Origin of the sequence: Actinomadura nitritigenes, assembly GCF_017573545.1 — a bacterium.
GTDB classification, from domain to species: Bacteria; Actinomycetota; Actinomycetes; order Streptosporangiales; family Streptosporangiaceae; genus Spirillospora; species Spirillospora nitritigenes.
Genome location: NZ_JAGEOK010000032.1, coordinates 45,458 through 58,034 on the forward strand (window position 1 = coordinate 45,458; position 12,577 = coordinate 58,034).

At 75.0% G+C, this 12,577-nt stretch carries 8 protein-coding genes; 4 read left to right on the forward strand and 4 right to left on the reverse strand.

Annotated elements, in window-relative coordinates; genetic code table 11:
- Positions 1–92 precede the first annotated feature (92 nt).
- Positions 93–3,341, forward strand: coding sequence for a formate dehydrogenase (gene fdh / locus J4557_RS37945; protein WP_208271633.1), 3,249 nt, complete (start codon positions 93–95; stop codon positions 3,339–3,341).
- 67 nt (positions 3,342–3,408) lie between these two features.
- Here the strand turns inward: fdh and selD are convergent, their stop codons facing one another.
- The 3 genes from selD to selA are packed head-to-tail and all read right to left on the reverse strand — an operon-like array spanning position 3,409 to position 7,522.
- Complete coding sequence (selD, locus tag J4557_RS37950; protein WP_208271634.1) at positions 3,409–4,422, reverse strand: selenide, water dikinase SelD; 1,014 nt, start codon at positions 4,420–4,422, stop codon at positions 3,409–3,411.
- Complete coding sequence (locus tag J4557_RS37955; protein ID WP_208271691.1) at positions 4,419–6,182, reverse strand: SelB domain-containing protein; 1,764 nt, start codon at positions 6,180–6,182, stop codon at positions 4,419–4,421. The genes selD and J4557_RS37955 overlap by 4 nt, the downstream gene beginning before the upstream one ends.
- Before the next feature lie 2 nt (positions 6,183–6,184).
- The gene (selA, locus tag J4557_RS37960; protein ID WP_208271635.1) at positions 6,185–7,522 is read right to left on the reverse strand and encodes an L-seryl-tRNA(Sec) selenium transferase; all 1,338 of its coding nucleotides are present in this window, start codon (positions 7,520–7,522) and stop codon (positions 6,185–6,187) included.
- 158 nt (positions 7,523–7,680) lie between these two features.
- Between selA and J4557_RS37965 the strand changes: the two genes are divergently transcribed.
- From J4557_RS37965 to J4557_RS37975, 3 genes are all read left to right on the forward strand, one after another.
- Entirely contained in the window at positions 7,681–8,250 is a 570-nt protein-coding gene (locus tag J4557_RS37965) for a MarR family winged helix-turn-helix transcriptional regulator (protein WP_208271636.1), read from the forward strand.
- Positions 8,247–9,107, forward strand: a complete 861-nt coding sequence (locus J4557_RS37970) for an EamA family transporter (RefSeq protein WP_208271637.1) — start codon at positions 8,247–8,249, stop codon at positions 9,105–9,107. The genes J4557_RS37965 and J4557_RS37970 overlap by 4 nt, the downstream gene beginning before the upstream one ends.
- A 272-nt stretch (positions 9,108–9,379) precedes the next feature.
- Positions 9,380–10,720, forward strand: coding sequence for a PucR family transcriptional regulator (locus J4557_RS37975; RefSeq protein WP_243776992.1), 1,341 nt, complete (start codon positions 9,380–9,382; stop codon positions 10,718–10,720).
- Between the two features lie 19 nt (positions 10,721–10,739).
- On the opposite strand, the gene J4557_RS37980 is transcribed toward J4557_RS37975, so the two are convergent.
- Positions 10,740–12,545: a fatty acyl-AMP ligase gene (locus tag J4557_RS37980; protein WP_208271639.1), complete on the reverse strand. Its 1,806-nt coding sequence runs from the start codon at positions 12,543–12,545 to the stop codon at positions 10,740–10,742.
- Positions 12,546–12,577 lie beyond the last annotated feature (32 nt).

Genomic DNA, 12,577 nt, shown 5'->3' on the forward strand with positions numbered 1-12,577 from the left:
CCCGCCGCCCGCCCGCGTCCCGCGCCCCGCGCCCGGTGTTTCGGGGTGCGGGGCGCGGGTACGAGGGCGCCCGACGAGGTGAGGGGGTCGAGATGGGCGTCCGCCAGTGGATCGGGTCGTGGCCGGTGTACCGGCAGGTGACCGGGGACGACCCGCTGGGCCGCGGGGCCGCCGCCAAGAGCGGCGTCAGCGAGCGGCTCAAGCCGCGGGTGAGCATCGCCGACCAGGTCGTCAAGTCCGTCTGCCCGTACTGCGCGGTCGGCTGCGGCCAGAACGTGTACGTGAAGGACGAGAAGGTCGTCCAGATCGAAGGCGACCCCGACTCCCCGGTCAGCCGCGGCCGGCTCTGCCCGAAGGGGTCCGCGAGCCTCCAGCTGACGACCGGGTCCGCGCGCGAGCAGCACGTCCTCTACCGCCGCCCGCACGGCACCGATTGGGAGCGGCTCGACCTCGGCACCGCCATGGACATGATCGCCGACCGCGTCATCGCGGCGCGGCGGCACGGCTGGCAGTGGGAGCAGAACGGGAGCCGGACGCGGCGCACCCTCGGGTTCGCCAGCCTCGGCGGCGCCACCCTCGACAACGAAGAGAACTACCTCATCAAGAAGCTGTTCACCGCGCTCGGCGCCGTACAGATCGAGAACCAGGCCCGAGTTTGACACTCCTCCACCGTTCCCAGTCTGGGAACCTCGTTCGGACGCGGCGGCGCGACCACCTTCCAGCAGGACCTGCAGAACGCCGACTGCATCGTCATCCAGGGCTCGAACATGGCCGAATGCCATCCGGTCGGGTTCCAGTGGGTGATGGAGGCGAAGGCGCGCGGGGCCAAGCTGGTGCACGTCGACCCGCGGTTCACCCGCACCAGCGCGCTCGCGGACCTGCACGTCCCGCTCCGCGCGGGCAGTGACATCGCGTTCCTCGGCGGGATCATCAACCACGTCCTGGCGAACGAGCGGTACTTCCGCGAGTACGTGCTGGAGTACACGAACGCGTCGGTGATCCTGGACGAGGGCTTCCGCGACACCGAGGACCTCGACGGCGTCTTCTCCGGCCTGGACCCCGAGTCCCACAGCTACGAGCAGGCCACGTGGCGGTACGAGGGCCTGGAGGTGCAGGCCGCCGCCGGCGAGCGCGACATGGAGTACGAGGACCGCGTCGAGGCGTCGACGTCCGGGCACGGCGAGGCCACCGGGTCCGGCGGCCCGGCGCTCGGCGAGGGCGACCCGAGCCGCGACCCGTCCCTCGAGCACCCGAGGTGCGTGTTCCAGGTGCTCAAGCGGCACTTCTCCCGGTACACCCCGGAGATGGTGGAGCGGATCTGCGGCGTCCCGCGGGACCAGTTCCTGCAGGTCTGCGAGCTGGTCACGGAGAACTCCGGCCGCGACCGCACCACCGCGTTCGCGTACGCGGTCGGCTGGACGCAGCACACCGTCGGCGTCCAGTACATCCGGACGGCGGCGATCCTCCAGGCGCTGCTCGGCAACATCGGGCGGCCCGGCGGCGGCATCATGGCGCTGCGCGGCCACGCCTCCATCCAGGGGTCGACCGACATCCCGACGCTGTTCAACCTGCTGCCCGGGTACATCCCGATGCCGCACGCCCACGCCAACGAGAACCTGGACGCGTTCATCGCCGCGGAGGCCGCGAAGAAGGGCTTCTGGGGCGAGATGCGCTCCTACTTCGTCAGCCTGATGAAGTCCTACTTCGGCGACGCGGCGACCGCCGGCAACGACTTCTGCTTCGACTACCTGCCGCGCCTCACCGGGTCGCACAGCACGTACGAGACCGTGACGGCGCAGATCGAGGGCACCTGCAAGGGCTACTTCCTGCTCGGCGAGAACCCGGCGGTCGGGTCGGCGAACGCGAAGATGCAGCGGCTCGGCATGGCGAACCTCGACTGGCTCGTCGTCCGCGACTTCTCCCTCATCGAGTCGGCGACGTGGTGGAAGGACGGCCCCGAGATCGAGTCCGGGGAGATGCGCACCGAGGACATCGGCACCGAGGTGTTCTTCCTGCCCGCCGCCGCGCACACCGAGAAGGACGGCAGCTTCACCAACACCCAGCGCATGCTCCAGTGGCACCACAAGGCCGTCGAACCGCCCGGGGACGCGCGCAGCGAGCTGTGGTTCATATACCACCTCGGCCGGATCATCCGGGAGAGGCTCGCCGGGTCGTCCGACGAGATGGACCGGCCGGTGCTCGATCTGACCTGGGACTACCCGGTGCACGGCGGCATCGGCGAGCCCGACGCCGAGGCGGTGCTGGCCGAGATCAACGGCCGCGGCGCCGACGGGAACCCGATCTCGTCCTACACCGAGCTGAAGCCGGACGGCTCCACCTCCTGCGGGTGCTGGATCTACGCGGGCTGCTACGCCGACGGCGTCAACCAGCCCGCCCGCCGCAAGCCCGGCGGCGAGCAGAGCTGGGTGGCGCCCGAATGGGGCTGGGCGTGGCCGATGAACCGCCGCATCCTGTACAACCGGGCGTCCGCCGACCCCGACGGCAACCCGTGGAGCGACCGCAAGGCGCTCGTCTGGTGGGACGCAGAGAAGGGCAAGTGGACGGGCCACGACGTGCCGGACTTCGTCGCCGACAAGGCGCCGGACTACAAGCCGCCGCACGGCTCGACCGGTCCCGACGCCCTCGCCGGGAACGACCCGTTCATCATGCAGGCGGACGGCAAGGCGTGGCTGTACGTCCCCGCCGGGCTCATGGACGGCCCGCTGCCCACCCACTACGAGCCGCAGGAATCGCCGTTCGACAACCCGCTGTACCGGCAGCAGCGCAACCCCGTCCGGCAGATCATCAAGCCGCATCCCGCGAACCTCTACCAGCCGAGCGGCGACCGGCCCGGCTCCGAGGTGTTCCCGTACGTCACCACGACGTACCGGCTCACCGAGCACCACACGGCGGGCGGCATGTCCCGCTGGCAGCCGTACCTGGCCGAGCTCCAGCCGGAGTTCTTCTGCGAGGTGTCGCCGGAACTCGCGGCCGAGCGCGGTCTCGAACACGCCGGCTGGGCCACCGTCGTCAGCGCCCGCGGCGTCATCGAGGCCCGCGTCATGGTGACCGAGCGGATGTCCCCGCTGCGGATGGACGGACGCACCCTGCACCAGATCGGCCTGCCCTACCACTGGGGCGCCAACGGCTACAGCCGCGGCGACGCCGCCAACGAGCTGCTCCACCTCGCCCTGGACCCGAACACCCACATCCAGGAGGCCAAGGCCCTCGCCTGCGACATCCGCCCGGGCCGCCGCCCCCGCGGCGAGGCCGCCCTCGCCCTCGTCCGCTCCTACCGCGAGCGCGCCGGCATCACCGACCGGACCGGCACCGAGATCTGACCCGGACCCCGTTCACCCGCGGCGTGGCGCCGTCGTGGGACGCGTCATCACGACGGCTCGCCGCAGGTCAGCGGATGAGGAGAGGGTGGTCGGCGGCGGGGATGAGTTCGCCTATGACGGGGTGGTTCGGGAGTTCGGCGGCGACGAGGAGGCCGCCGGAGGTCTGCGCGTCCGCGAGCAGGAGGCGGTCCTCCTCGGAGGCCGTGCCGAAGTCGGTGTGCGGCGCGACCCAGTCGAGGTTGCGGCGGGTGCCGCCGCTGACGTGGCCGGCGCGGACGGCGTCGCGGGCGCCCTCTAGGTAGGGGACGGCGGCGGCGTCGACGACGGCGGTGACGCCGGACGCCCGGGCCAGCTTGTAGAGGTGGCCGAGCAGGCCGAAGCCGGTGACGTCGGTGGCGCACTCGGCGCCGGCGGCGAGCGCGGCGGCGCAGGCGTCGCGGTTGAGGGCGGCCATCGACGCGACGGCGTGCGGGAAGACCTCGCCGGTCGCCTTGTGCCGGTTGTTCAGGACGCCGACGCCGAGCGGCTTGGTCAGGGTGAGCGGCGCGCCGGGCTTGCCGGTGTCGTTGCGGAGCAGGCGGGCGGGGTCGGCGACGCCGGTAACGGCCATGCCGTACTTGGGTTCGGGGTCGTCGACGCTGTGGCCGCCGCCGACGTGGCAGCCGGCCTCGGCGGCGACGTCCAGGCCGCCGCGCAGCACCTCGCGGGCCAGGTCGAACGGGAGGACGCCGCGGGGCCAGGCGAGCAGGTTCACCGCGACGAGCGGGCGGCCGCCGACGGCGTACACGTCGGACAGGGCGTTCGCGGCGGCGATGCGGCCCCAGTCGTACGGGTCGTCGACGACGGGGGTGAAGAAGTCGGCGGTGGCGACGACGGCGGGCCCGCCCGGGGCGCCGGGGAGGGTGACGACGGCGGCGTCGTCGCCGGTGTCGAGGCCGATGAGGAGGTCGCCGTTCGGGTCGGCGGGCACCGCACCGCGACTCGCGGTGAGGCCCGCGACCACGTCCTCCAGCTCGCCGGGCGGGATCTTGCAGGCGCAGCCGCCGCCGTGCGCGTACCGGGTCAGCCGTTCACCGGTCATGAGGTCCTCTCTGTGCAGCGCCGGCGCAGGTCGTCCACGCGGACGGTGTAGCCCTGGTCGTCGAGGTGCTCCAGCAGCGGGACGGCGACGCGGCGCGTGGTGCCGAGCGCGCGGCGCGCCTCGCTGAGGGTGAACGGCGGGTCGAGCTTGGCCAGCAGCGCGGCGACCTCGGCGTCGGCGCCCGGCAGGAGCACGATCCCGTCGGCGACCTTGAGCAGCGCGCCGGCCGCGGCGGCGGCGGCGATCAGCTTCGGGGTGAGGCCGAGTTCGGCGAGCCGGCCCGCGTCGGGGGCGTTGAACGGGGCGCCGGCCAGGTCGCGGCGGACGGCGTCGACGGCCCGGCGGACATGGGGCGGCAGTTCGGGGGCGGTGGCGGTGCCGTAGAGCCGGCCGTCCCGGCGGTGCAGGCCGGTGGCGAGCGCTTCGACGAGGGCGCGGTCGGGCAGGCCGAGCGCGCGGCGGGCGGCCTCCGCGGGCAGGCCGGGGTCGGTCGGGTGCGTCCTGGCGTGCTCTTCGACGGCGTCGCGCAGGCGGCGGCGCAGGCCGTCCCAGTGGCCGGGGTCGGCGAGCCAGTCCCCCGCGACGGGTTCGGACGGCGGCGGCACCCCCATCGCGATCAGGTCGGCGCGGCGGGCGAGGCCGCGGCGGCGCAGCTCGGCGGCGCCGTCGGGGCGCGGCCCCATGGCGGCCAGCTCGCGGGCCCGCGCGGCGGCGGCGCCGCGCCGGGTGAACGGCTCGGGCCGCACGTCGAGCACCGCGACCCCGGCCGGGACGCGGTGCCGGCCGGGGTCGCGCAGCAGGGCGGCGTCTCCGGCGCGCAGCGGCAGGGGCCGCTGCAGCGCGAGCCGCGCGGTGTCCTCGCCGAGGGCGCGGACGTGCACCGGGACCGCCGCGGAGCCGGCGTGCAGGACGAGCCGCCGCGGCAGGTCGCGCGCGGGGTCGCCGTGCAGCCGGACGTCGACGAGTTCGGTGGGGAGCCACCGTCCGGGGGTGAGCAGCGCGTCGCCGCGGCGGAGCGCGCCGGCGCCGCCGTGCAGGTTGACGGCGACGCGGGCGACGGCGCCGACCTCGTCGTACTGCCGCTTGAGGCTCTGCAGGCCGCGGACCCGGACGGTCTCGCCGCCGGCCTCGAGCCGGTCGCCGACGCGGAGGGTGCCGGCGCCGAGCGTGCCGGTCACGACGGTGCCGCGGCCCTGGACGGTGAAGACCCGGTCGATCCACAGCCGGACGTCGGCGGTCCGGTCGGGCTCGGGCAGCGCGGCGGCGAGGTCGCCCAGCGCGGCGCGCAGGGCGTCCAGGCCCTGCCCGGTGGCGCCGCTGACCTCGACCGCGGCGACCTCGCCGAGGGAGGTGGCGGCGATCCGCTCCAGCGCGTCGTCGCGGACGCGCGCGGCGGTCGCGGCGTCGGTGAGGTCGCGGCGGGTGACGGCGAGCAGGCCGTGCCGGACGCCGAGCGCGCCGAGCACCGCGAGGTGCTCCTGCGACTGCCGCTGCCAGCCCTGGTCGGCGGCGACGACGACCATCGCGGCGGGGACGGGCCCGACGCCGGCGAGCATGGTCGCGACGAACCGCTCGTGGCCGGGGACGTCGACGAAGGCGACGGGCTCGCCGCCGGGAAGGTCGGTCCAGGCGAAGCCCAGCTCGATGGTGAGGCCGCGGCGCCGCTCCTCCTCCAGCCGGTCGGGCTCCATCCCGGTCAGCGCGCGGACGAGCGTGGACTTCCCGTGGTCGACGTGGCCCGCGGTCGCGACGACGTGCATGCTCACCGCCCTTCCGCCGCGGAGACCACCGCGCGGGCGACGGCGTCGTCCTGGCCGGGCGGGACGGCGCGCAGGTCGAGCAGGCAGCGGCCGTCCTCGACGCGCCCCATCACCGCGGGCGAGCCCCGCCGCAGCCGCGCGGCGTACGGTTCGGGCAGCGCGACCGCCGCGCTCGGCAGGACGACGCCCGGCGCGCCGCCGCCGCCCACGGCGGCCTCGCTGTCGACGGACGCCGCGTCGACGCCCGCCTCGCGCAGCCGGGCGGCGAGCCGCCGCGCGCGTTCGCGCAGCGACGCCGGGTCGGCGTGCAGCGCCTCGTCGGTGGGGGTGCGGGGACCGCGGACGGTGGCCTCCAGCGCGGCGAGCGTCAGCTTGTCGACGCGCAGCGCGCGCGCCAGCGGATGACGCGACAGCCGCCGCACGTACTCCTCCTTGCCCAGGACGAGCCCGCACTGCGGGCCGCCGAGCAGCTTGTCGCCGCTCGCGGTGACGAGGTCGGCGCCCGCCTTCAGCCAGGTGGCCGCGTCGGGCTCGTCCGGCAGCAGCGGCTCGGGTTCGAGCAGGCCGGAGCCGATGTCGGCGACGACCGGGACGCCGAGCCCGGTCAGCTCCGCGACGTCCGCCGAACGTGTGAAGCCGGTGACGCGGAAGTTGGACGGGTGCACCTTGAGGATGAAGCCGGTGCCGGGGCCGACGGCCGCCGCGTAGTCGTCCGGCGAGGTGCGGTTGGTGGTGCCGACCTCCCGCAGCCGGGCGCCGGTGGCGGCGAGCAGCTCCGGGATGCGGAAGCCGTCGCCGATCTCCACCATCTCGCCGCGGCTGACGATGATCTCGCGGTCGCCGGCGAGCGCCGTCGCGGCCAGCACCAGCGCCGCCGCGCCGTTGTTGACCACGTGCGCCGCCTCGGCGGCCGGGACGGCGTCCAGCAGCGCGGCCAGCGCGGACCGGCCGCGCCGCGCCCGGGCGCCGGTCGCGAGGTCGAGCTCCACGTCGGTCGCGCCGGACGCCACGAGCATCGCCTCGCGCGCGGCGTCCGACAGGAGGGCGCGCCCGAGGTTGGTGTGCAGCAGCACGCCGGTCGCGTTGACCACGGGCCGCAGCCCGGCCGCGGTGACCGGCAGCGCGCCGGCCGCCGCGTCCGCGACCGCGCCGGCCGGGATCTCACCGGCCCGCGCGCGGCGCTGCGCCGCGACCACCGCCGCCTTCACCACGCCGCGGCCGAGGCGCGCCGCCGCCTCGGCGAGCCGGGGATCGGCGAGCACCGCGTCCGTGCGGGGGATGCGCCGCCGCCCGTCCCGCTCGCCGGCGGGCGCCGGAACCGGCGCGGGTCCACGATCCATGCGGCGACCTCCGTTGCGGGCGGCGCCGCAGGAGATCGGGTGCGGCGCACGAGACCAGCAGTTACCCCTCAGGGGCGCACGCCAAACGACTCCGCGCGGGTCTGCGGCCCCCGCCCGCCGGGGTTGCGCCGTCCTGCGAGGCTTGTTATGCATGAGTCATGCATGACCGACTCGCGAACCTGCTCGGCGCCGCCTCGCTGGCGGTCACCGACCTCGCCCTCGCCGGCGCGACCCGGGCCGCCGGGGTGAGCGCCAGCGGCGCGGGGGCGCTCGTCGTGCTCGCGCACGCGCCCGGTCTCGGCGTCACCGAGCTGGGGCGGCGCGTCGGGCTCACGCAGTCCGCCGCCGCCCGCATGCTGGACGGCCTGGAGGCCGCGGGGCTCGCCCGGCGGGAGCGCGGTCCGGGACGCGGCGTCCAGGTGCGGCTGACTCCGGCCGGCGAGGAGGCGGTGGGCGCCATGCTCGCCGCGCGCGGCGCGCCGCTCGCCGCCGCGCTGGCCGGCCTCGACGCGAGCGAGCGCGACCTGCTGGGCGCCCTGCTCGGCAAGCTCCTGGCCCGCCTCTACACCGAGATCGGCGACGCGGACGTCATGTGCCGCCTGTGCGACCGCGGATGCTGCACCGACGGGGCCGCCTGTCCCGTGGGGCAGGCCGAACGGGACGCGCTCGCCGAGCGGGACGCCCGTGCGAGACGGAACGGCGAGGGGAGCGCGCCGGGCGCGTCGTGACGGGCGCGCTCCTCGCCCTCGCGGCGGCGCTCTGCTACGGCGTCGCCGACGTCGCGGGCGGGCTGCTGTCGCGGCGGGCGGACTTCCGCACGGTCGCGTTCCTCGGGCAGGCCGGCGGCCTGGCCTGCGCGGTCGCCTTCTCCCTTTTCGTTCCCGTGCGGGAATTCGCGTGGCCCGCCGTCGCGTGGGGCGCGCCGTCCGGAATCGGGACCGGAATCGCCATGGTGTTCCTTTACCGGGGCATCGGTAGCGGGACGATGAGCGTGGTCGTCCCCGTGAGCGCCGTCGGCGGCGTCGCCCTTCCGATCCTGGTGGGCGTGGCGTTTCTCGGAGACCGGCCGTCGGCCATGGCATGGGCGGGGATCGCGGTGGTCCTGCCCGCCCTATGGCTGGTGTCCCGGTCCCGGACGGACGAACGCGACCGGGTGCGGTCGGCGGTCGTCAACGGGCTCGTGGCGAGCGTCGGCATCGGCGTCCAGTACCTGGCCCTGGCACAGGCCGGTGGCGATGCGGGCCTGTGGCCGGTTGCGGTCGGGCGCGTGACGGCCCTTCTGACGATCGCGCCGATGCTCGTGCGCCCGCGCGCCGGAGAGTCGCGGGCGCCGCTGCTTCCCGGCGCGCGGGCCACGGCGTGGGCGGTCGCGACGGGCACCGTCGCGGCGGCGGCGCTCGCGTTCTACCTGCTCGCCACCGGGCGCCAGCTCGTGGTGATCGCGGTGGTCCTGTCGTCGCTGTATCCGGTGGTGCCGGTGCTGTGGGGCGTCACCGCGCTGCGCGAACGGCTGTCGGGCGGGCAGGTCGCCGGGCTGGCCGCCGCCGGCGCGGCCGTTCTGCTCCTCACGCTGCCGCCCCTGTAGCCGGCGGCGCCCGGCGGGGAATCGGATGAAGATCCGGCGTCGGGAGCGCTACCGGCTGTAATCTTCCAGCGCCCCTTTCCATGAAAGGTGACAAAACACTACGGCGTTTCTTGTGCTCTCCTGCCCGGAAACCGATGGCCTTCTTATTCCGCTGCGCGAAATCAATCCGTCCCGTACCAAGCGCGGGCCCGGGTTGTCACTCCGGTGAGTGTCGCGGGAAACGCGGGATATCTAGCCTGGCGGCCCGGGTGTCCGCTCACGGAGGTGACACTTTGACGGAGCTGTACGAAGGGTCGGCCGAGACCGACGATCTGTCGTCCCAGCCCTGGCGCGACGTCCCGCGCGAAGAGGCCCGGTGGATGCGGCCCCACCTGCCGGAACTGGTCGACACCATGGTCGAGGGAGTGCTGCGCAACGTCCCCGAGTACGCCCGGCCGGACGACCCCGTCTACACCGACGTGATCCGGAGCGCCGTCGCGCAGGGCATGGGCCACTTCGTGCGGATGATCGCCGACCCGGACACGCCCTGGCAGGAGGTCCACCAGGTCTTCTTCGACATCGGCTACGGCGAGGCCGTCGAGGGGCGCAGCCTGGAGCACCTGCAGAACGCGCTGCGCATCGCGTCCCGGACGGCCTGGCGGTACCTGTCGCGGGAGGCCGAGCGGCTGAAGAAGCCGCGCGAGCTGGCGATCGCGCTGACCGAGGTGAACTTCGCCTACCTGGACCTGCTCGCCTCCGCCGCCGCGCAGGGGTACGCGCGGGCGCGGGAGAAGGCGGCCGGGGAACGGGAGCAGCGGCGCGGCCGGCTGCTCAGCCTGCTGCTGTCGCATCCGCCGGCCCCCCGCGACATCGTCGTGGAGCAGGCCGGGCTCGCGGGCTGGACGCTGCCGGAGCGGATCGCCGTCATCGTGCTCGACCCGCGCCCCGGCAGCGGCGGCGAGGGGCCCGCCGGGCTGCCGCCGTTCCTGCTCGGCGGCGTCGACCGGGGCCGCCCCTGCCTGGTGATGCCCGACCCCGACCGGCCCGGCGGCGCCGACCGGCTCACCGCCACCGTCGCCGGATGGACGGGCGCGATCGGCCCGTCGGTGCCGCTGGAGGAGGCCGGGGTGTCCCTGCACTGGGCGCACCGGACGCTCGACCTGATGGCCGCCGGACGGCTCGGCGGCGCCGCGAACCCCGCCGGAGAGCAGGACCCGCCCTCCGGGAGAGCCCCCGGGCAGGACGGGCCCGGCGGCCGGACGCGGCGGAGCGGCGCCCCCGCCGGACGGCTCGTCCGCGCGGACCGGCACCTGCCCGAGCTGCTCCTCCAGGAGGGCTGGACGCTGGCGGAGGCGACGGCGCGGCGCCGGCTCGCGCCGCTCACCGAGCTCGGCCCGCACCGCGGCGGGCGGCTCGCGTCGACCCTGCTCGAATGCCTCAAGCACGGTTTCAACGCCACCGACGCCGCCGAGGCGCTGTGCGTGCACCCGCAGACCGTCCGGTACCGGCTCGCGCAGCTCCACGACCTGTTCGACTACGACATCGAGGACCCGGCGCTGCGGCTGGAGCTGATGCTGCTGCTCCCCGTCTGGCTGCGCGACGCCGGCGACGGCACCGGCGACGGCGAGCGGTGACGGGGAGCGGCGACGGCGGCTACCCCTCCCGGGCGGGCAGGGTCACGTACGGCAGCGTGCGGTCGAGGTAGGCCCGCCGGCACGCCGACCGGGCGATCTTCCCGCTGCTGGTGCGCGGGATGCCGCCCGGCTCGATCAGCACGAAGTCGTGGACGCGCAGGTCGTGCTGCTGCTTCACGGCGGTCCGCACGGCCCGCGCGACCTCGTCGACGTCCAGCAGCGCGACCGGCACCCGCCGGTTCCGCTCGGCGACCACGACCAGGCCCTCGGTGTCGCCGGTGTCCACCGCCACCGCGGCGGTGTACTCGCGGCGGATGCCCTTGTGCGCGTTGGACACGGTGAACTCGATGTCCTGCGGGTAGTGGTTGCGGCCGTCGACGATGACCAGGTCCTTGATCCGGCCGGTGACGAACAGCTCGCCGCCGTGGACGACGCCGAGGTCGCCGGTGCGCAGCCACGGCCCGCGCGGCAGGCCCCCGGTGTCCCCGTGCTCCTCCTGGGGGGACGACCCCCCAGACCCCCCGGAACCGCCTTTGAGCTCGGCCTGGAAGGTCTCCTTCGTCGCCTCCGGACGCCCCCAGTAGCCGGCCGCGACGTTCGGGCCGTGCACCCAGATCTCGCCGACCGAGCCGTCCGGCTTCCGCACGCCCGTCTCCGCGTCCACGATGATCGTGTGCTGGCCGAAGGACGTGCCGCACGCGATCAGCTGGATCGCGCCGGGCGCGTCCGGGGCGCAGGGCTCGGCGGTGCCGCGGCGCAGCGCCTCGTGGTCGAACGCGGCGCGGGTCGGCTCGCGGAACCGCGACGACGCCGACACGTAGACGGTCGCCTCGGCCAGGCCGTACGCGCACACCTGCGCCTCGGGCCTCAGCCCGCAGTCCTTGAACGCCTCGTAGAACCCGGTGAGGGTGCTCTCCCGGATCGGCTCGGCGCCGTTCATGAAGACCTGCACGCCGCTGAGGTCGAGTCTCGCCTTCTCCTCCTCGGTGACCTGCGCGGTCAGGTACTCGTAGGCGAAGTTCGGGCCGCCGGTGAAGGCGTGCTTCTGCCGGCTGAGCAGCTCCAGCCACCGGACGGGCCGCATGACGAACGCGACCGGGTCCATGATCACGCCGGGGTTGCCGTAGACCAGCGGCAGCGCGACCGTCGTGACCAGGCCCATGTCGTGGAAGACCGGCAGCCAGTTCACCCCGGACGACTCGCGCGGGATCCCCTCGAACGTGCGCCACAGCTGCTCGGCGTTGGTCGCGAAGTTCCCGTGCGTGATGATCACGCCCGCCGGGGTGCGGGTGGACCCGGACGTGTACTGCAGGTAGGCGACGTCGTCGGGGTCGATCGGCTCGGGCGTCCAGTCGAGCGCGGCGTCCACCTCGTCCGCCACGATGATCTCGGCGGGCTCGCGGACGCCATCGCCGGCGAGGAACGTGCGGACGGCGGGCAGCGACGCGCTCGTGGTGATGACGACGTCGGGCTCGGCGTCCTGGTAGACGGCCAGCAGCCGGTCGCCGTGGCCGGGCAGGTCCGGGGAGAACAGCGGGACGCCGATGACGCGGGCGTACATCGCGCCGAGGAACCCGGTGACGTAGTGCAGGTCCTGCGGGGCGAGCAGCGCGACGCGCCGCCCCGGCGAGGTGGCCCGGCGGATCGCGGCGGCGATCGCGCGGGCGCGCCTGTCCAGCTCGCCCCAGGTGACGTCGGTGGCGACGCCGTCCGGGTCGGTCATGTAGTCCATGAACGTGTAGGCCCGGTCGTCGGGGAAGTCCTTGGCGAACCGGGCGAGCCGCTCGATCAGCGGGGTGCGGTCGAGCGCGGGGAGGTCGGTCATGCTCACGAAGCTCCTGGTACGGGAGGGACGAG